18 protein-coding genes are annotated in these 18,522 nt (G+C 72.5%); 9 read left to right on the top strand and 9 right to left on the bottom strand.

All coding sequences use genetic code 11. From position 1 onward, the window contains the following. Positions 1 to 178: 178 nt before the first annotated feature. Positions 179 to 640: an AAA family ATPase gene (locus tag ACFYZE_RS14080; protein ID WP_388992394.1), complete on the bottom strand. Its 462-nt coding sequence runs from the start codon at positions 638 to 640 to the stop codon at positions 179 to 181. Positions 641 to 837: 197 nt separating this feature from the next. On the opposite strand from ACFYZE_RS14080, the gene ACFYZE_RS14075 reads away from it, so the two are divergent. After that, positions 838 to 1,977 (top strand): site-2 protease family protein, encoded by a 1,140-nt coding sequence (locus ACFYZE_RS14075; RefSeq protein ID WP_388992391.1) that lies wholly within the window; start codon positions 838 to 840, stop codon positions 1,975 to 1,977. Positions 1,978 to 2,011: 34 nt separating this feature from the next. Here ACFYZE_RS14075 and ACFYZE_RS14070 read toward each other — a convergent pair whose 3' ends face one another. Continuing rightward, the gene (locus tag ACFYZE_RS14070) at positions 2,012 to 2,416 is read right to left on the bottom strand and encodes a hypothetical protein (RefSeq protein WP_388992389.1); all 405 of its coding nucleotides are present in this window, start codon (positions 2,414 to 2,416) and stop codon (positions 2,012 to 2,014) included. Positions 2,417 to 2,638: 222 nt separating this feature from the next. Between ACFYZE_RS14070 and ACFYZE_RS14065 the strand changes: the two genes are divergently transcribed. The 4 genes from ACFYZE_RS14065 to ACFYZE_RS14050 all read left to right on the top strand — a co-directional run bounded on the left by ACFYZE_RS14065 (position 2,639) and on the right by ACFYZE_RS14050 (position 5,685). Next, positions 2,639 to 3,418, top strand: coding sequence for a polysaccharide deacetylase family protein (locus ACFYZE_RS14065; protein ID WP_388992386.1), 780 nt, complete (start codon positions 2,639 to 2,641; stop codon positions 3,416 to 3,418). Between the two features lie 353 nt (positions 3,419 to 3,771). Beyond that, positions 3,772 to 4,239 (top strand): SRPBCC family protein, encoded by a 468-nt coding sequence (locus ACFYZE_RS14060; protein WP_388992383.1) that lies wholly within the window; start codon positions 3,772 to 3,774, stop codon positions 4,237 to 4,239. After that, a complete protein-coding gene (locus tag ACFYZE_RS14055; protein WP_388992380.1) occupies positions 4,236 to 4,886 on the top strand; it encodes a class I SAM-dependent DNA methyltransferase in 651 nt (216 codons plus the stop codon). Before ACFYZE_RS14060 ends, ACFYZE_RS14055 begins: the two co-directional genes overlap by 4 nt. Positions 4,887 to 4,902: 16 nt before the next feature. Next, positions 4,903 to 5,685, top strand: coding sequence for a class I SAM-dependent methyltransferase (locus ACFYZE_RS14050; protein ID WP_388992377.1), 783 nt, complete (start codon positions 4,903 to 4,905; stop codon positions 5,683 to 5,685). Between the two features lie 18 nt (positions 5,686 to 5,703). Here ACFYZE_RS14050 and ACFYZE_RS14045 read toward each other — a convergent pair whose 3' ends face one another. The 5 genes from ACFYZE_RS14045 to ACFYZE_RS14025 all read right to left on the bottom strand — a co-directional run bounded on the left by ACFYZE_RS14045 (position 5,704) and on the right by ACFYZE_RS14025 (position 12,447). Next, on the bottom strand, positions 5,704 to 6,855 hold the full coding sequence (locus tag ACFYZE_RS14045) for an XdhC family protein (protein ID WP_388992374.1): 1,152 nt from the start codon (positions 6,853 to 6,855) through the stop codon (positions 5,704 to 5,706). Positions 6,856 to 6,905: 50 nt separating this feature from the next. Continuing rightward, positions 6,906 to 8,360, bottom strand: coding sequence for an NCS2 family permease (locus ACFYZE_RS14040; protein WP_388992371.1), 1,455 nt, complete (start codon positions 8,358 to 8,360; stop codon positions 6,906 to 6,908). Positions 8,361 to 8,573: 213 nt separating this feature from the next. Next, positions 8,574 to 10,958, bottom strand: a complete 2,385-nt coding sequence (locus ACFYZE_RS14035; RefSeq protein WP_388992367.1) for a xanthine dehydrogenase family protein molybdopterin-binding subunit — start codon at positions 10,956 to 10,958, stop codon at positions 8,574 to 8,576. Between the two features lie 2 nt (positions 10,959 to 10,960). Continuing rightward, positions 10,961 to 11,554 carry a (2Fe-2S)-binding protein gene (locus tag ACFYZE_RS14030; RefSeq protein ID WP_388992364.1) on the bottom strand — a complete coding sequence of 198 codons (594 nt, stop codon included), beginning with the start codon at positions 11,552 to 11,554 and terminating at the stop codon, positions 10,961 to 10,963. Further along, entirely contained in the window at positions 11,554 to 12,447 is an 894-nt protein-coding gene (locus ACFYZE_RS14025) for an FAD binding domain-containing protein (RefSeq protein ID WP_388992361.1), read from the bottom strand. Before ACFYZE_RS14025 ends, ACFYZE_RS14030 begins: the two co-directional genes overlap by 1 nt. Before the next feature lie 333 nt (positions 12,448 to 12,780). Here ACFYZE_RS14025 and ACFYZE_RS14020 point away from each other — a divergent pair, with 333 nt between their 5' ends. From ACFYZE_RS14020 to ACFYZE_RS14010, 3 genes are all read left to right on the top strand, one after another. Beyond that, positions 12,781 to 14,502 carry a PucR family transcriptional regulator gene (locus ACFYZE_RS14020; protein WP_388992358.1) on the top strand — a complete coding sequence of 574 codons (1,722 nt, stop codon included), beginning with the start codon at positions 12,781 to 12,783 and terminating at the stop codon, positions 14,500 to 14,502. Positions 14,503 to 14,652: 150 nt separating this feature from the next. Further along, a complete protein-coding gene (locus ACFYZE_RS14015; RefSeq protein WP_388992355.1) occupies positions 14,653 to 15,429 on the top strand; it encodes a hypothetical protein in 777 nt (258 codons plus the stop codon). 104 nt (positions 15,430 to 15,533) lie between these two features. Beyond that, entirely contained in the window at positions 15,534 to 16,037 is a 504-nt protein-coding gene (locus tag ACFYZE_RS14010) for a DUF2231 domain-containing protein (RefSeq protein ID WP_388992352.1), read from the top strand. A gap of 10 nt (positions 16,038 to 16,047) precedes the next feature. Here ACFYZE_RS14010 and ACFYZE_RS14005 read toward each other — a convergent pair whose 3' ends face one another. Then, positions 16,048 to 16,257, bottom strand: coding sequence for a hypothetical protein (locus ACFYZE_RS14005; protein WP_388992349.1), 210 nt, complete (start codon positions 16,255 to 16,257; stop codon positions 16,048 to 16,050). A gap of 95 nt (positions 16,258 to 16,352) precedes the next feature. Further along, complete coding sequence (locus ACFYZE_RS14000) at positions 16,353 to 17,213, bottom strand: GntR family transcriptional regulator (RefSeq protein ID WP_388992346.1); 861 nt, start codon at positions 17,211 to 17,213, stop codon at positions 16,353 to 16,355. 162 nt (positions 17,214 to 17,375) lie between these two features. Here ACFYZE_RS14000 and ACFYZE_RS13995 point away from each other — a divergent pair, with 162 nt between their 5' ends. Beyond that, on the top strand, positions 17,376 to 18,218 hold the full coding sequence (locus tag ACFYZE_RS13995; protein WP_388992343.1) for a (2Fe-2S)-binding protein: 843 nt from the start codon (positions 17,376 to 17,378) through the stop codon (positions 18,216 to 18,218). Positions 18,219 to 18,522 lie beyond the last annotated feature (304 nt).

The raw sequence follows: 18,522 nt of genomic DNA, 5'->3' as shown, positions 1-18,522 counted from the left end.
ATCACAGCCCCTCTCATCGACAGGCGATCATGGCAGAGTCCTCAGCCCGGCTCACTCGCCGGGTCTCCAGGAAGCCTTTGCGGGACAGCTCTTAGTTGGCGCGGCGATTGCCACGGGATCAGCCATGCTTTTGGACCGCCACCGGTGGAGGCGGGAGAACCTGGGCCAGACTGGAGTACTAGGGCCTGATCTCGAAGCCGCCACGCCCGTCGAAGCGCACCTCCCGGACCGCGTCGAACCCGTCCGCCGGGGACGGCCTGCGCAACCGCTTCAGGGTCGCGAACACGCCGACGTCCGGGACACGCGCGCGGTCCTCGCGAGCAGCGTTGCGGCGGAGCGAGCCCGGGAGGTCCGGCGGGAACCAGTACGCCGTGACGGTCGCGCCGTGGGCGTGGCCCGCTTCCACCAGCGGGCCCCATTCCTGCGGAGAGGGGTTGGTGTTGTCCACCGCCACCGGCCGACCCGCCGCGAGGGCCTCCTGCACCTGCCGCATCTGCCGCTTCTGCTTGTTGCGGGCGCTCCGGGGGAACAGGTCCTTGCTGACCAGCACGTACCGAGCGGACAGATGCTGCGTGTAGAAGGTGGACTTCCCCGACGCCTGCAGCCCGACGAGCACGGCCATGTCCAGTCCTGTCCCCATGGGGGCCACGATGACACGCGGCCGGGGGACGGGTGAAACCCTGTGCGGCTCGGCGTTCCCGCGGACCGGGCGGACGATGGAGAGTGCGGAGGAGTCATCTCCGCCGAAGAGCGTCGTGACGAGAGCGGCGCGCGCCCGGCGGCCGCCCGGGCGGGATCGCGGCCGACGGGCCGTGCGCCGGGAAGGCGGGGCGTTCGGTGAAGGAGACACTGTCTCTCGGGCGCATCGCCGGCGTGCGCGTCGGCCTGCACTGGAGTGTGCTGGTCATCGTCGTGCTGGTCGCCGTCGTCCTGGCCCGCGGGCGCCTTCCCGCGGCCCATCCCGGCCACCCGGCCTGGGCCTACTGGGTGGCGGCGCTGCTGACCTCGCTGGTGTTCCTGACGTCGCTGCTCGCACACGAACTCGCCCACGCGGTCGTCGCACGCCGCAACGGCGTCCAGGTCGACGGCATCACACTGTGGATGCTGGGCGGCGCCGCCCGGCTGCGCACCGAGGCGCCGACGCCCGGTGTGGAGCTGCGGATCGCCGTGGTGGGGCCGCTGACCAGTCTGGTCGCGGGCGGGGTGTGCATCGGCCTGGCCGTGGGTCTCGACGCGCTGCACCTCTCGGGTCTCGTGGTGGAGGCCGTCGCCTGGCTCGCCGCCATCAACATCGTGCTGGCCGTGTTCAACGCCCTGCCGGCCGCCCCGCTGGACGGCGGACGGCTGCTGCGGTCGTTCCTGTGGCACCGCACCGGTGACCGGGTGCGGGCGACCCGGGGCGCCTCGGCCGCGGGCCGCGCTCTGGGCTGGTTGCTGGTGGCCGGCGGGTTCGCGGCGGTGCTCTTCGCGGGCAACCTGTCGGGTCTGTGGTCGGCGTTGATCGGCTGGTTCCTGATCAGCACGGCTACCGCGGAGGCCCGCCAGGCGGAGCTGCGCAGCGCCCTGCACGGCATCCCGGTGAGCCGGGTGATGACCTGGAACCCGGTCACCGTGCCCACCACGACGACCGTCGGCCAGTTGCTCGCGGACACGCCCTTCGACCGGTTCCGCCACTCCGCCTTCCCGGTCCTGGCGCCCGACGGCGGCGTGGCCGGGCTGGTCACCTCCGGCGCCGTCCGCGACGTCCCGCCGCACGCCCGGCCGACCACCACGATCGGCGAGGTGATGCGCCCGCTCTCGGACATAGAGACGGCCGCGCCCGGCGACATGGTCGTGGATCTGCTGCCCCGCCTCCAGGAGAGCCGGGAGCGCAGGGCGCTCGTGCTCGACGACGGGCGCCTGGTCGGCATCGTCACGCTCGCCGACATCAGCCGTGTCGTGACCTGGCTGACCGCCACACCCCGCCGGGAGGGTTGAGCCGTCCGCGCAACGGCACCCGGGGGCCCTCACCTCAAACGGCTGCCTCTCCCGCGTCCCGGCCCCTCCCCTCCACCGCCGTCACGGCCATGGCCAGCGGACCGGGAGCCAGGAACGCCAGGGGCAACAGCATCCACGCGCACAGCGCCGCCGTCGCAAGGGCGAGCAGGACAAGGGCGCTGCCTGCCGCGTCCCCGGCGGCGGTGCGCGCCGCCGTGCGGAGTGCGGTCGGCCAGTCGTTCAGTGACTCGGGGCGGGCACAGGCCCTCAGACCCACCACCGCGGCGCACGCGCCGATCGCCGCGGCCACGGCCGTGAACGCCGGCGCCCCCGGCAGACCCGCGCCCGCCAGAGCCAGGTCCGCCGCCAGCAGCAGAACGCCCACGAGGGCCGCCGCCCCGGCCGCCAGGTCCCCGGCCCGCAGACGGCCGCGCAGCACCCGCAGGTACCGCCCCGCCGTGACCGGCCGGTCCTCCTGGGGCGGGCGGCGGACGCCACGGACGGGGCGCGCTCCCTGGTGACGGGGCTGGCCGCGAACCGCACGTTCGAGTCCGGACTGCCCGTGAGGGCGCGGGAGTTGCTGGACGTCTGAGCCGAACCCCGGCCCGGAGGACCCGCCAGACTATACATGCAGTGTATACACTGCATGTATAGTCACTCCATGCCTTCGACGGGGAAGACGAACAGACATGCGGCCGGGTTGCGCGGGACGGCTGCTTTGCTCGCCACCATGACCTTCGCGCTCTCGGGTTGCACCACGCTGCACACCACCGAGCCCAGCACCGTCCGAGCACGCGCCGCCGAGGGCGCGCCGGCCCGGCTCGGGACCGTGGACTGCCGCGAGGCCAAGTGCATCGCGCTGACCTTCGACGCCGGGCCGAGCGAGAACTCGGCGAAACTGCTCGACATCCTGAAGGAGAAGAAGGTCCCCGCGACGTTCTTCCTGCTCGGCAAGGGGCACATCGAGAAGTACCCGGAACTCGTCCAGCGGATGGCGGCCGAAGGGCACGAGGTCGCCAGCCACACCTGGGACCACAAGATCCTCACCCAGATCTCGCCGCAGCAGATACGCGACGAACTGCAGAGGCCCGACGACGCGATAGAGAAGCTCACCGGGCACCGGCCCACCCTGATGCGCCCGCCGCAGGGCCGTACGGACGACACCGTGCACCGGATCTGCCGCGAACTGGGCCTCGCCGAGGTGCTGTGGAGCGTGACCGCCAAGGACTACATGACGTACGACCCGGCTGTGATCGAGAAACGCGTGCTGGACCAGGCGTCCCGGGACGGGATCATCCTGCTGCACGACCTCTACCCGGGCACCGTCCCGGCGGTGCCCGGGATCATCGACGCGCTGAAGGAACGGGGATACGTGTTCGTCACCGTGCCGCAGCTGCTGGCGCCGGGGAAGGCGCAGCCGGGCGAGGTCTACCGGCCCTGACCGGGCGATGCCCACCGGGCCTGACGGCTCATCGGCTCGGCGCAGGCGCACCGGGACCTCCCGGTAGCCGTACGCGATGAACGACTGCACCTGCTCGACCGGGCCGTCCGGACCCGGCTCCGGGAGCGGTCGAAGAGAGAGGGGAGCGCGACGGACGCCTCCCGGCGGGCCGGCGGGGCACCGACGCACGGACGCCCGGGAGAGCGTCGACATCCTCCCCTTGATGAAGGAAAACGATTCCAGCCCGGGTGGGTTGAGATTCACGGGCGTGCGCACGGCCGGTTTCTTGTCACCCGTCCGGCACCGGGCGTGGCTCGGGTGAACCGAAGACGCCGGCTGCGTACGATCCCCCGGTGGTCCTCTTCCGGCTCGAACGCCTCACCCCGCTCCCGGTCGAGCAGGCCTGGCTCCGGCTGACGGACTGGCCGCGCCACGCCGACGTGGTGCCGCTGACCCGCGTCACGGTGCTGACGCCCGGGCCGACGGGCGTGGGCACGGTGTTCGTGGCCCGCTCGGGCGTCGGACCGCTGGCCTTCGACGACCCGATGGAAGTGGTCGACTGGCGACCGCCGACCCGGTGCCGCATGGTCAAACGGGGCGGTGTCGTCACCGGCTGGGCGGAGTTCGAGGTGCGTCCGCACGAGAACACGGGGTCGCACGTGGTGTGGCGGGAGGAGATCGCCGTACGTCGCCTGCCGGGGCTCTTCGACCCGCTGCTCGGGTGGCTGGCCCGACGAATGTTCGGGCGTGCGGTGGACGGCCTGCTCCGGCCGGATCCGGACCCCGGTGTCGGTGGCGGCGTCTACAGTCCGCGGTCATGACCGATGCCGCGCACCTGGAGACCACCCGAGCGTCGTACGACACCGTCGCCGTGGACTACGACCGACTGCTCAGGAACGCTCTGGACGAAAGCCCCTTCGACCGGGCCATGCTGGGCGTGTTCGCCGAGCGGGTGCTGGCCGCCGGTGGCGGGCCCGTCGGGGACCTGGGGTGCGGGCCGGGACGGGTGACGATGTATCTGGACAAGCTCGGGCTCGACGCCTTCGGGGTCGACCTGTCCCCCGGGATGGTGGCCGTGGCCCGGCGGGTCCACCCGGCGCTGCGGTTCGAGGTGGGGTCGATGACCGGCCTCGCCATCGCGGACGGCACGCTCGCGGGCGCCCTCACCTGGTACTCCACGGTGCACACACCACCCCACGAACTGCCCGAGTACTTCGCCGAGTTCCATCGGGTGCTGGCGCCCGGCGGCCACCTCCTGATGGCCTTCAAGGTCGGCGACGGACGCAGGCACCTGGACCACGCGTACGGGCACGAGCTGTCCCTCGACGTCTACCACTTCCGGCCCGAGTACGTCTCCGAGCTGCTGACGGACACGGGTTTCGAGGAGATCGCCCGGCTCGTACGCGCCGCCGAAGGCTCGGAGAAGTCCCCCCAGGGCTACCTCCTCGCCCGCAAGCGCGCCCAGTAGCGGGAAAGGCGACAGCATGCCCGACTCCTCGGTGCGGGACTTCTACGACCGGCTGGCCCCCGACCACCACCTGATCTTCGCGGACTGGGACACGAGCATGGCCCACCAGGCCGAGGTGCTGGGCGGGCTGCTCCGTCGGCACCTCGGGGCGGGGCCGTACCGGATCCTGGACTGCTCCTGCGGGATCGGGACCCAGGCGATCGGGCTCGCCCTGGCCGGGCACCGGGTCGTCGGCAGCGACGTGAGCCCCGTCGCCGCGGCACGCGCCGCCGCCGAGGCGACCGCCCGTGGGGCAGGCCTTGCGGTGGCTGCCGCGGACATGCGTCTGCTGCCCTTCAGGTCATCGGTCTTCGACGTCGTCGTCTGCGCCGACAACTCGCTCCCGCACCTGCTCACCGCGCCGGACGTCGAGGCCGCGCTCCTCGGGATGCGACGGGTGCTCCGCGACGACGGGCTGCTGGTGATCACGGTCCGGGACTACGACGAGGCCCGCAGGGACAGTCCCACGGCGACACCACCCCGGGTCACGCGGAGGCCCGACGGTCAGGTGATCACCTTCCAGCTCTGGCACTGGCACGAGGACGGCGAGCGCTACGACCTGGAGCACTTCCAGCTGGTTCCCGAGGGGGACACCTGGGACGTCAGAGTGCGCCGGACCACCTACTGGGCGCTGACCCGCGCACAACTCACGGAGTTCGCCGCCGAAGCCGGTTTCACCGGCATCACCTGGCACACCCCGCACCTCAGCGGGTACTACCAGCCCGTGCTCACCGCACGGCGCCCGCCCTCCGGCCGATGACCGGGGACACGCGCCCGGTCAGGCCACCGACCCGATCCGTCCGGCCGGCGCCGGTGCCGTGTCGTGGTGGATCGGGGTGTGGGCGCCGGTGAGGGAGACACCGCTTCCGCCCCGCCGGTTCGCGACGATCTCCGCCGCGATCGACAGGGCCGTCTCCTCGGGTGTGCGGGCGCCCAGGTCGAGGCCTATGGGGGACCTCAGGCGCGCCAGCTCGAGTTCGGTGACGCCGACCGCGCGCAGGCGCTCGTTGCGGTCCAGATGGGTGCGGCGGGAGCCCATCGCGCCGACGTACGCGACCGGGAGGCGCAGCGCCAGCTTCAGCAGCGGTACGTCGAACTTGGCGTCGTGGGTCAGGACGCACAGGACCGTGCGGGCGTCGACCTCCGTGCGCTCCAGGTACCGGTGCGGCCACTCGACGACGATCTCGTCGGCCTCGGGGAAGCGGGTGCGGGTGGCGAAGACGGGCCGTGCGTCGCACACGGTGACCCGGTAGCCGAGGAAGGTGCCGACGCGGACCAGCGCCGAGGCGAAGTCGATCGCTCCGAACACGATCATCCGGGGCGGCGGAACAGATGATTCCACCAGGACCGTGAGCGGTGCTCCACAACGTGATCCCCGCTCCCCGATCTCCAGGGTGCCGGTGCGTCCGGCGTCGAGGAAGGCGCCCGCCTCGGCCGCCACCGTGCGGTCCAGCTCCGGGTGGGCGCCGAAGCCGCCCTCGTACGTGCCGTCGGGGTGTACCAGCAGTGCCTTGCCGAGCAGTTCCGCCGGGCCGGACGCGACCCGGGCCACCGCCGCCGCCCGGCCGTGCGCGGCGGCGGCCAGCGCGGAGGCGAGCACCGGGCGGGCGGGGTCGGCCGCCCGGACGGGGGTGACCAGGACGTCGATGACGCCGCCGCAGGTCAGGCCGACGGCGAAGGCGTCCTCGTCGCTGTATCCGAAGCGCTCCAGGACGGTTCCGCCGTCCTCGAGCGCCTGCCGGCACAGCTCGTACACCGCGCCCTCCACACAACCGCCGGAGACCGAGCCGATCGCCGTGCCCTCGGCGTCCACCGCGAGGGCCGCACCCGGCTGCCGGGGGGCGCTGCCGCCGACCGCCACCACGGTGGCCACGGCGAAGTCGCGGCCCTGCTCGACCCACCGGGTCAGCTCCTCGGCGATGTCCAACATCTCTCGGTCTCCTTGACAGCCGTTGCGAAGAGGGTCTCTCGGGGAGTCGGCTAGCGCACGCCCAGCCAGCTCTCGATCGGGTGGAGGGCGAAGTAGATCAGGAACACCGCCGTCAGGCCCCACATGAAGGCGCCGATCTCCCGCGCCCTGCCCTGGGCGGCCTTGATCGCGGTGTACGAGACGACGCCCGCGGCGACACCGGTGGTGATGGTGTACGTGAACGGCATCAGGACCACGGTCAGGAAGACCGGGATGGCGGTGGCACGGTCGGCCCAGTCCACATGGCGGGCGTTCATCAGCATCATCGCGCCGATCACCACCAGGGCGGCGGAGGCCACCTCCTGGGGGACGATCGCCGTCAGCGGGGTGAAGAACAGGCATGCCGCGAAGAGCAGGCCGGTGACGACGGATGCGAGGCCCGTGCGGGCGCCCTCGCCCACGCCCGTGGCGGACTCGATGAACACCGTCTGGCCCGAGCCGCCCGCCACGCCGCCGATCGCGCCGCCCGCGCCGTCGATGAACAGCGCCTTGGACAGCCCCGGCATCCGGCCCCGGTCGTCGGCGAGTCCGGCCTCCGTGCCGACGCCGATGACGGTGGCCATCGCGTCGAAGAAGCCGGCCAGCACCAGGGTGAAGACGATCATCCCGACCGTCATGGCGCCGACGTTGCCCCAGCCGTCGAACTCCACGTGCCCGAAGAGTGAGAAGTCGGGCATCGACACCGCGCCGCCGTGCAGTTCGGGGGCGCCGCTCGCCCAGGCGTCGGCCCTGATGACGCCCGCGGCGTTCAGCACGGCCGCCACCGCCGTGCCGCCGACGATGCCGATGAGGATGGCACCGGGGACGCCCCGGGCCTGGAGCACGAAGACGAGGAGGAGGGTGCCGGCGAACAGGAGCACCGGCCAGCCGGTGAGCTGGCCCGCCGGGCCGAGGGTGACGGGGGTGGCCCTGCCCTGGTGCACGAAGCCGGACTTGTAGAAGCCGATCAGGGCGATGAACAGGCCGATGCCCATTGTGATCCCGTGCTTGAGCGCCGGCGGGATGGCGTTCATGATCATCTCACGAAGGCCGGTGACGACCAGGAGCATGATGACGGCGCCGTAGATCACGCACATGCCCATGGCCTGCGGCCAGGTCGTCTGCGGGACGACCTGGGAGGAGAGGACGCCGGAGACGGAGAGGCCGGCGGCGAGGGCGAGCGGTACCTTGCCGACGAAGCCCATCAGCAGTGTGGTGGCCGCTGCCGCGAACGCGGTGGCGGTGATCACGGCCTTCTGTCCGAGGGTGTGCCCCGCGACGTCCTTGCCGGACAGGACGAGCGGGTTGAGCAGGAGGATGTACGCCATCGCCATGAAGGTGGTGATGCCGCCGCGCACCTCGCGGGCGAGGGTGGATCCGCGGGCGGATATGTGGAAGTACCGGTCGAGCCAGGGCCTGCCGGCGGGGACGGGGGGCTTCGTGCCGTCTTCGGCTGTGGGCCTGGGCTCGACTGAGGGGTGGGTCACGGTGCCGTCTCCCAAGTTTCAGAGGGGGTTGGGATGCACGACCCGGGGGACGGCCCGAGACGAACGGTGGTGCGTGCGGTGGTGCGACCGGCGCCGGGGTGGCCGCGGGGTGGAGCGCTGCCCGGCGGCGGGTGCCTCCCCCGAGCTCTTCGAGCAGGGGGGAGGCCCCACCCGTGCCGTCGCGGCGCGACGTCGCGCAACGGCGGCCGGGGGTTACGCCGTGCCCGTGAGGTGTTCGGGCCGTACCGGCGTCCTGTTCAGCTCCAGCCCCGTCGCGTTGCGGATCGCCGCGAGCACGGCCGGAGTCGATGACAGCGTCGGTGCCTCGCCGACCCCGCGCAGGCCGTACGGGGCGTGGTCGTCGGCCAGTTCCAGGACGTCCACCGGGATCGTCGGTGTGTCCAGGATCGTGGGGATCAGGTAGTCCGTGAACGACGGGTTCTTCACCTTCGCCGTCTTCGGGTCGACCACGATCTCCTCCATGACCGCGATGCCCAGTCCCTGGGTCGTACCGCCCTGGATCTGACCGGTCACGGACAGCGGATTGAGCGCTTTGCCGACGTCCTGTGCGCAGGCCAGTTCGATGACCTTGACCAGGCCGAGTTCGGTGTCGACCTCCACCACGGCGCGGTGCGCGGCGAAGGAGTACTGGACGTGGCCGTTGCCCTGGCCGGTGCGCAGGTCGAAGGGCTCGGTCGGGCGGTGCCGCCATTCGCGCTCGATCTCCACGACCTCGTCGCCGAGGACGTCCACCAGGTCGGCGAGCACCTCTCCCCCGTCGGTGACGACCTTGCCGCCCTCCAGCAGGAGTTCCGCCGTCGCCCAGGCCGGGTGGTACGAGCCGAACCTGCGGCGGCCGAGCTCCAGGACCTTCTCGCGGACCAGCTCACAGGCGTGCTTCACGGCGCCCCCGGTGACGTACGTCTGGCGGGACGCGGACGTCGAACCCGCCGACCCGACCTGCGTGTCCGCCGGGTTGATCGTCACCTGGGCGACGCCCAGCTCGGTGCGGGCGATCTGCGCGTGGACGGTGACGCCGCCCTGGCCCACCTCCGCCATCGCCGTGTGCACGGTGGCGACGGGCTCGCCCGCGACGACCTCCATGCGGACCCTGGCGGTGGAGTAGTCGTCGAAGCCCTCGGAGAAGCCGACGTTCTTGATGCCGACCGCGTAGCCCACACCGCGTACGACGCCTTCGCCGTGCGTGGTGTTGGACAGGCCGCCGGGCAGCTGCCGCACGTCCGCGCCCTCGGAGCTCTCCCACTGGCGCTCCGGCGGCAGGGGCATCGCCTTGACGCGGCGCAGGAGTTCGGCGACCGGCGCCGGGGAGTCGACCACCTGGCCGGTGGGCATGACCGCGCCCTGGGACATCGCGTTGCGCTGCCGGACCTCCACCGGGTCCATGCCGAGCCTCTTGGCGAGCTTGTCCATCTGCGCCTCGTAGGCGAAGCACGCCTGGACCGCGCCGAAGCCGCGCATGGCGCCACAGGGCGGGTTGTTGGTGTAGAGAGCGATGGCCTCGATGTCGACGTCTTCGACGACGTACGGGCCGACCCCGAGCGAGGAGGCGTTGCCGACGACCGCCGGGGAGGAGGACGCGTACGCGCCGCCGTCGAGGACGATCCGGCACTTCACATGGGTGAGCCTGCCGTCCTTGGTCGCGCCGTGCTCGTAGTACAGCTTCGCCGGGTGGCGGTGGACGTGCCCGAAGAAGGACTCGAACCGGTTGTAGACGATCTTGACCGGCTTTCCGGTGCGCAGGGCGAGCAGACAGGCGTGGATCTGCATCGACAGGTCCTCGCGACCGCCGAAGGCTCCGCCGACACCGGCCAGGGTCATCCGGACCTTGTCCTCGGGCAGGCCGAGGACGGGTGCGATCTGGCGAAGGTCGGCGTGCAGCCACTGGGTGGCGATGTAGAGGTCCACGCCGCCGTCCTCGGCGGGGACCGCGAGACCGGACTCGGGGCCGAGGAAGGCCTGGTCCTGCATGCCGAAGTGGTATTCGCCCTGGACGATGACGTCGGCCCGCTCGCGTGCCGTCGCGACGTCGCCGCGGACGATGGGCTGACGGTGGACGATGTTCGGGTGCGGGACGTGGCCGGCGTGGTGGTCCGTGCGGCTGTCGTGGACGAGGATCGCGTCCGGGGCGAGCGCGGAGGCCTCGTCCGTGACGACCGGGAGTTCGCGGTACTCGACCTTGATCTTGGCGGCGGCGCGGCGGGCGGTCTCCGGGTGGTCGGCGGCCACGATCGCGACGGGCTCACCGTGGTGGCGTACCTTGCCGTGGGCGAGGACCGGGGTGTCCTGGATCTCCAGGCCGTAGTGCTTCACGTCGGTCGGCAGGTCGTCGTAGGTCATGACGGCGTGGACGCCGGGTGTGGCCAGGGCCTGGCTGGTGTCGATCGACACGATCTCGGCGTGAGCGACCGTGGAGCGCAGGATGTGGCCCCAGAGCATGTCCTCGTGCCACATGTCGGACGAGTAGGCGAACTCGCCGGTGACCTTGAGCGTGCCGTCCGGGCGGAGCGTGGACTCGCCGATGCCGCCCTTGGTCCGCGAGCCCTGCGTGATCTTCGTGGGAACACCGTTGGCTGCCATGGTCAGACCTCCTCGGACTGCCGGGCGGCGGCCAGGCGGACCGCGTCCATGATCTTCTCGTAGCCGGTGCAGCGGCACAGGTTGCCGGACAGGGCCTCGCGGATGTCCGCGTCGGTCGGGTTCGGGTTGCGCTCCAGCATCTCGTCGGCGGCGACCAGCAGGCCGGGCGTGCAGAAACCGCACTGGACGGCGCCGGCGTCGATGAACGCCTGCTGGACGGGAGAGAGCGCTGCGCGCGGGGACGAGCCGGTTCCCCTGCCGCTCTGCGACGAGTCGGTGCCCGCGGCCTTCGACCGCTCGGCCTCGTCCAGCGACGTTCCGCACGCCCCGGTCCCGCAGGACCGCCGCTCGGCGTAGTCCGCGAGCCCCTCGACCGTGACCACCTCGCGGCCCTCCACCTGCCCGGCCGCGACCAGACACGAACACACCGGCACGCCGTCCAGGCGGACCGTGCACGAGCCGCACTCGCCCTGTTCGCAGGCGTTCTTGGAGCCCGGCAGGCCCAGCCGTTCACGCAGCACGTACAGCAGGGACTCGCCCTCCCAGACGTCGTCGGCCTCCTGCGGGCGTCCGTTGACCGTGAAGTTGACGCGCATCACGCAGCTCCCTTCGAGGTGCGGCGGGTGCCGCGGTACGACTCCCACGTCCAGGTCAGCGTGCGGCGGGCCATGACCCCGACCGCGTGGCGGCGGTAGCCCGCGGTGCCCCGGACGTCGTCGATCGGGTTGCAGGCGGCGGCGCACAGCTGTGCGAACTGCTGGGCGGCGGAAGGGGTGATGATCTTGCCGTTGTCCCAGAAGCCGCCCTCCTCCAGGGCCGCGTTCAGGAACTCCTCGGCGGCCTTGGCCCGGACGGGTGCGGGCGCGGCGGAACCGATACCGGTGCGGACCGTGCGGGACTCGGGGTGCAGGGCTAGCCCGAAGGCGCACACCGCGATCACCATGGCGTTGCGGGTGCCGACCTTCGAGTACTGCTGGGGGCCGTCGGCCTTCTTGATGTGGACGGCGCGGATCAGCTCGTCCGGGGCGAGCGCGTTGCGCTTGACGCCGGTGTAGAAGGCGTCGATCGGGATGAGGCGGGTGCCGCGGGCCGCGGACTCCGCCTCGACCTCGGCGCCCGCCGCGAGCAGGGCGGGGTGGGCGTCGCCGGCCGGGGAGGCGGTGCCGAGGTTGCCGCCGACGCCGCCGCGGTTGCGGATCTGCGGGGAGGCCACCGTGTGGGAGGCCAGGGCCAGGCCCGGAAGCTCGGCCCGCAGGTTCTCCATGATCTTGGTGTACGGGACCGAGGCGCCGAGCCGCACGCTGTCCTCGCCGACCTCCCACTCGTAGAGATCGCCGATGCGAGTGAGGTCCATCAGGTACTCGGGCCGGCGGTGGTCGAAGTTGATCTCGACCATCACATCGGTGCCACCCGCGATCGGTACGGCGCCGGGGTGCTCGGCCTTGGCGGCGAGCGCCTCGTCCCAGCTTGCGGGGCGAAGGAAGTCCATGACCGGCTCTCTTCTTCGTCTCGTGGTCGGTACGGATCGAGCCATATCCGGTGCGGCGGGCCCGGCTCGTTCAAGTGCTGTTCACGGGGAGTGCAGCCAGTACACCGCCGGGTACTCCAACGGGGTCAGTCACCGAAAACATGAAGGAGTTGGCTGGTGAGGGCGGCCATCTTGTAGATTCATATGAAGGGAGGCCGTCCGTAACCTCTCCGGTTTGCCCTGGAAACACGACGCACCGGCGGCGGCAACCGCGAGCACGGCTTCCGAAAAGCCCAGGCCAACGCCCTGGCCGACCGACCATGGATTTCCGGACAAGAACGGCGGCAACGACACATGCGGCTGCGCGCACTGCTGAACACCGACGCGCTGGGGCTGCGGCTGCTCGGTGGCGAGGACGAGCTCGACCGAACCGTGCGCGGTGTGATGACCACGGACCTGAAGGACCCCAGCCGGTACCTCTCCGGCGGTGAACTGGTCCTCACGGGCCTGGCGTGGCGGCACGACCCCGCTGACTCCGAGCCCTTCGTGCGGATCCTGACGAGCGCCGGCGTGGCCGCGCTCGCCGCGGGCGAGGCGGAGCTGGGCGACATCCCGGACGACCTGATCGTGGCCTGCGCCCGGCACCGGCTGCCGCTGTTCGCCGTCCATGAGTCGGTGGCGTTCGCCACGATCACCGAGCATGTCGTACGGCAGGTCTCCGGCGAGCGGGCCGGGGACCTGGCGGCCGTGGTGGACCGGCACCGGCGGATGATGACGCCGGGCCCGGCGGGCGGCGGCCCGGACGTCGTCCTGGACCTGCTCCACTCCGACCTGGACCTGCGGGCCTGGGTGCTCTCCCCCACCGGCCTGCCGATCGCCGGGCCGACGCCGGGTCTCGCCGCGGACGTCCGCGCCAGGCTGGCGGCCGAGCATCTGGCGGCGACGCGCACCGGCCGCCGGGGACCGCACCGGGTGACGCTGGGCGCGACGACGTACTCCCTCTTCCCGATCCGCGGCTGGGGGCACCGTCCAGCGGAGGGTGGTGGAGGCCGGACCGGCGGCGCCTCGCGGGACGTGCGCGAGACGGTGCTGTCCGACTGGCTGCTCGCGGTCGAGGCGGACGCCGGGGACTGGGCCGAGGAGCGGCTCGACCTGCTGCACGGCGTCACCCAGCTGATCGCGGTCGAACGGGACCGGCGCGACGCGGCGCGCACCGTGCGGCGGCGGCTCGCGGGGGAGGTCCTGGAACTGGTGCAGACGGGAGCCGCGCCCGCCGAGATAGCGGCCCGGCTGCGGGTCGCCGCGCCCGTGCTGCTGCCGGGGCTCGGGTCGGCGCCGCACTGGCAGGTGGTGGTGGCCCGGGTCGAGTGGGACGGCGGGGAGGTCGAGAGCGGGCCGGTCGCCCAGGCGCTGCTGGAGGAGATCCTCGTCGACGCTCTCCCCGGCTCCTCGGACAAGGGGTGTCTCGGGTCCATCGGCCCGGAGCACTCCGACCGCATCGCGGTGGCCCACACCGGGGACGAGGCGATCGCGCTCGTGCCGCTTCCGTCCGTGTCGTCCGAGCCGGACGGTTCCGAGCCGGGCGTCCTCGCCGACGCCCTGCTTCAGGCCGTTGGGGAACCGCTGTCCGCGGGCCTCGCCGACGACGGGCGGCTGACGCTGGGCGTCAGCGCCGCGGTGCACTCGGCGGAGGGGCTGCGCGGCGCCCTGGAGGAGGCGCGGCACGCCCGCCGGGTCGCCGCCGCCCGCCCGGGCCGGGTGTGTGCGGCAGGCCATCAGGAGCTGGCCTCGCACGTGCTGTTGCTGCCGTTCGTTCCGGACGACGTGCGTCGCGCCTTCACGGCCCGTCTGCTGGATCCGCTGCGCGACTACGACCGCCGGCACCGCGCCGAGCTGATCCCGACCCTGGAGGCGTTCCTGGAGTGCGACGGCTCCTGGACGCGTTGCGCGACCCGGCTCCACCTGCACGTCAACACGCTGCGATACCGGGTGGGGCGTATCGAGCAGTTGACGGGCCGGGACCTCTCGCGACTGGAGGACAAGCTCGATTTCTTCCTCGCGTTGCGCATGAGCTGAGGTCAGGCCGGTGGTGCACCGGTGGCCCCGTCGGCCGCCGCTGTCCCACGACTTTGTGAAATCCTTCACCCATCCTCTTGGCCCCGCGCCGCGGTTGGTGCTGGAATGCCGCCACCACCTAAAGCTCGATGGCGTGCTCGGGAGGGCAATGTGGCGCATACCGCCATGTCTGGTACCGGAACGACCGCAGCTGACGATCCACTCCAGACCGCGGTATGGCGGCTGCGCTCGCGCGCCTGCTGGGCGGACGCGGCGGCCCTCCTCCGGCCGGAGACGGCCGAGGCGTCCCTCCAGCGGGCCGCGCTGCTGGTCGAGCGGTGCCTGTACACGGAGCGGGGCTGGGAGGAGGCCGAGGACGCGCTGCGCACGGCCGAGGCGCAGGCCCACAGCGACGAGGAACGGGGCGGAGCCGCTTGTGAACGCGGGTACTTGGCGTACGCCGCCACCCTGCTCGGGGTCCGGGACCGGGCCGACGAGGCGCGGGCCGCGCTCGGCCGGGCGGCGGCGCTGATCCCTCCGGGGACGCAGGAGAGGGCCCTGCTGGACTTCCGGCGTGGTCTGGTGGCCCAGAACCTCGCCGACGCTCCGCAGGCGGCCCGTGCGGCCTACCGGCGCGCCCACGCGGGCGCCGCCGCGCACGGCGACGCGCTGCTGCTCTCCTTCACCTGGCGGCACCTGGCGGGGCTCGCCCTGCGGGACGGCGAGGTGGCGGAGGCGCGGCACGGCTTCGCCGAGTCGCTGCGGATCCGCGAGGAGCTGGGGTACCTCGTCGGTACGGCACCGGCGCTGGCGTCGCTCGCCGACGCGGAGTCCGAACCGGAGGCGTCCCGGCTGCGCGCGGAGGCGGGGCGGCTGTTCCGGCTGCTGGGAGGCGTACCGACGTGGCTGGCGCGGCAGTTGGCGCCGATGAAGCCGGCCACACCATAGGAGATTGCCCGGTTTTATTCCGTTCTGTCCTCAGAAGAAGCTGAGAAATTGCTGTGCCAGGCTGGCGCGCCGACCCCTTGGCCACCCCCTGGAGGAGCACCCCGATGACCCTCGTCAACGGCTTGCCCGCGCACGTGCTGTTCGTCCACTTCGTCGTCGTCCTCGTCCCGCTGAGCGCACTGGCGCTCGTGGTCGGCGCCCTGTGGCCGAAGGCCGCGCGGCGGCTGGGGCTGATCCTGCCCGTGCTCGCCTTCGTGACACTGGTGACCGTTCCTCTGACCTCCCACGCGGGCGAGTGGCTGGAGCGGCACGTCGGCAGCGACCCTCTGGTGCGCAAGCACGCCGAGCTCGGGGACGGTCTGCTGCCGTGGGCCCTGGGCCTGTTCCTGCTGGCGACGGCCGTGTGGTGGACGGCCCGCCGGACGCCGGCGCCGCAGGACGGCGCGGCCGGGCCTCGCGGCGGCGCTGTCGTCCGGGTGGCCGCGGCCGTGCTGTCGCTGGTCGTGGCGGTCGGCGCGGTGGTCGACGTGTACCGCATAGGCGACTCCGGTGCGAAGGCCGCCTGGCACGACGCCTTCTCGAAGACCGCCACCGGTCACGGGGACTGAGACCAGCCCCTCACAGGCTCCGGACGAACGTCCACAGGGCGTGGTGGAACGCGGGGTCGCGGGCCAGGAGGACGACGGCGGCGAGGAGGACGACGACGGCGGCGGGGGCGACGAACGCCGCCCGTCCGCCGAAGTCGTCCCGGCCCGCTCGCCGGGTCCGTCCGCCCGGCCGGTCCCGGTACCGCTGCCGAGCCCGCTGCCCTGTTTCGAACATCACCATCGCTCACCCCCGTGGGACGGTCGCCCCCTCTCCGGCCGACACGCAGGGGAACGCCGGAGCGGTTCCGTCATCCTGCGACCGCCGGGAGGCCCCCGTCAGGAGGACCCCGTGAAGTGCTCCCGTACGAGTGACTGCACCACCGTCAGGTCCTGGGCGGCCAGCGCGTCGAGCAGGGCCGTGTGTTCGGCGGCGTCGGCGAGCAGGTCGGCACGGCCGCGGGAGGAGGGGGCTCCGACCAGGGGCCACTGGGCGCGGCGGTGCAGGTCGTCAGCGATCCGCAGGAGTTGCTCGTTGCCGGCGAGGGCGAGGACCGCGCGGTGGAAGGCGCGGTCCGACTCGGCGTAGGTCGCCCGGCACCCGGAGGACGCGGCGCAGACGGTCGCCTCGGCCAGCGGGCGCAGCTCCGCCCAGCGTTCGGCCGGGACCGTCCGGGCGAGCCGCAGCATCACCGGGATCTCGATCAGGGCCCGGATCTCGGCGAGTTCGGCCAGTTCCCGGGGGCCGCGCACGACGACACGGAAGCCCCGGTTGAGCACGACCTCGACCGCGCCCTCCAGGGCCAGCTGCTGCATCGCCTCGCGCACCGGTGTGGCGGACACCCCGAACCGCTCGGCGAGCGCGGGCGCCGAGTACACCTCACCGGGGGTCAGCTCGCCCCTGACCAGCGCGGTGCGCAGGGCGTCGAGTATCTGCCCCCGGACGGAGGCCCGCTGGACGACCGGTCGCCCGTCCTGCCCGGGGCATCCCGCAGCCACGTCCTCCTCCCGCACGCGCGGATGCGGGATCGGCGGCTCGCTGTGGGTGTGCTCACCGCGCGTGGCGCTCGCGGCGGCGGCCCGCTCGCGGACCTCGTCGCCCGGCCGCAGCTGGTGCGGCACCCGTGCGGCCTGCGTACGGGCTGCCGCGGGCCTGGTCCCGGTAGAACCCTCCGCACGGCGGGAACGGGCCTGCTCCACGGGCTCCTCCTCCGGTCCTTGCGGCGTCCTGCCCTCTGCGATTCGTTTCACGGTTGTTACCGCTCGTAAAGCACGTTAGGCACCTTACGCTCCGGTTCCCCCACAGACCACCTCAGATAAGGTGAGCCTTACCTATCGGCAGTGTGAAACGGTGGTCCGCGCATGCCCTCGCCCGTCTCGCCCCCCTCCGCGGTCGAGGACGCGTACAGCCGGCTCGGCGAGGTGTTCCCGGGGCTGATGGTCACCGAACCGCCCCGAGGCGAGTCGGTCCCCGAAGGCGACGGCTGGATCACTGCCGCCGCCCTCGCCCAGGGTGGAGCCGCACTGGAGGAGTTTCTGGCGTGGGACGAGGCGCAGGTGCTCCGCGACCACGGAAGGCGGGCCCGCCCGGACGTCGTGGCGAGCTTCGGGCTCCACCGGTACGCATGGCCCGCCTGTCTGCTGTTCACCGTCCCGTGGTTCCTGCGGCGCCGGGTGCCGCGCCTGCCGGTGGAGCACGTCGCGTACCACCGCGAGCTCGGACGCATGGCGGTGCGCCCCGGCACGTTCGCCTGTCTGCCGGGGGACCCGGCGGCCCGGCTGCCCGGCGCGCGGGTCGTGGCGGACGAGGAGGCGCTGCGGGCCGAGGTGCGGGCCGCCGTCGCGGAGCATCTGGGGCCGGTGCTCGCCGGGTTCGGGCCACGCACACGGCGACGCGGACGAGCCCTGTGGGGCATGGTGACGGACGAGGTCGTCGAGGGCCTGTGGTACGTCGCAGGGCTGCTCGGCGAGGAGGGGCACGCCCGGCGCGAGCTGGCGCTGCTGCTGCCGGGCTCGACGCGGCCGTACGCCGGCGCGGCCGCCTTCCGCGAACTGACCGGCCCCCACGGCCGGTCGCTGCCCACCCGCGACCGGGCGAGCTGCTGCCTGTTCTACACGCTGAGCCCCGAGGACACCTGCGTCACCTGCCCGCGCACCTGCGACGCCGACCGCGTCGCCAAGCTGACGCGCGCTGCGGCCAGTTGAGTGAGCGCGCTCCAGAGGGCCCCGGCGGCCGACCGCGGTCCCGGTACCGTAAGATCCAGCCACGGATGAGGCCCCGCGCGACCCACACGCGTTTCACAAGTTCCTCACTTGTCGCAGGAACTTTCCGTGGAACCACCCGTACGGGTAGTCTTGTTCGAACTCAACTCCCGCCCCTCAAGCGGCAGTTCGAGCAGAACGCCGTCCAGGGCATTCCCTTGCACATCCTTGGCGGCCTCTTGCCCCGAAACCCCCTGAGGGGCGGCGGGATTGGGCCACTATGGCGGGCGTTACGCCCTATCCCAAT

It is taken from the genome of Streptomyces sp. NPDC001796, from assembly GCF_042892355.1.
Classification (GTDB): Bacteria; Actinomycetota; Actinomycetes; order Streptomycetales; family Streptomycetaceae; genus Streptomyces.
This window is presented reverse-complemented; position numbering and strand designations above follow the sequence as displayed.

Coding starts and splice junctions, on each gene's coding strand:
- ACFYZE_RS14020 (WP_388992358.1), top strand. CDS start 12,781: ATGCGGCTGCGCGCACTGCTGAACACCGACGCGCTGGGGCTGCGGCTG.
- ACFYZE_RS14030 (WP_388992364.1), bottom strand. CDS start 11,554: ATGCGCGTCAACTTCACGGTCAACGGACGCCCGCAGGAGGCCGACGAC.
- ACFYZE_RS14065 (WP_388992386.1), top strand. CDS start 2,639: ATGCCTTCGACGGGGAAGACGAACAGACATGCGGCCGGGTTGCGCGGG.
- ACFYZE_RS14010 (WP_388992352.1), top strand. CDS start 15,534: ATGACCCTCGTCAACGGCTTGCCCGCGCACGTGCTGTTCGTCCACTTC.
- ACFYZE_RS14050 (WP_388992377.1), top strand. CDS start 4,903: ATGCCCGACTCCTCGGTGCGGGACTTCTACGACCGGCTGGCCCCCGAC.
- ACFYZE_RS13995 (WP_388992343.1), top strand. CDS start 17,376: ATGCCCTCGCCCGTCTCGCCCCCCTCCGCGGTCGAGGACGCGTACAGC.
- ACFYZE_RS14025 (WP_388992361.1), bottom strand. CDS start 12,447: ATGGACTTCCTTCGCCCCGCAAGCTGGGACGAGGCGCTCGCCGCCAAG.
- ACFYZE_RS14055 (WP_388992380.1), top strand. CDS start 4,236: ATGACCGATGCCGCGCACCTGGAGACCACCCGAGCGTCGTACGACACC.
- ACFYZE_RS14080 (WP_388992394.1), bottom strand. CDS start 640: ATGGGGACAGGACTGGACATGGCCGTGCTCGTCGGGCTGCAGGCGTCG.
- ACFYZE_RS14045 (WP_388992374.1), bottom strand. CDS start 6,855: ATGTTGGACATCGCCGAGGAGCTGACCCGGTGGGTCGAGCAGGGCCGC.
- ACFYZE_RS14005 (WP_388992349.1), bottom strand. CDS start 16,257: ATGGTGATGTTCGAAACAGGGCAGCGGGCTCGGCAGCGGTACCGGGAC.
- ACFYZE_RS14035 (WP_388992367.1), bottom strand. CDS start 10,958: ATGGCAGCCAACGGTGTTCCCACGAAGATCACGCAGGGCTCGCGGACC.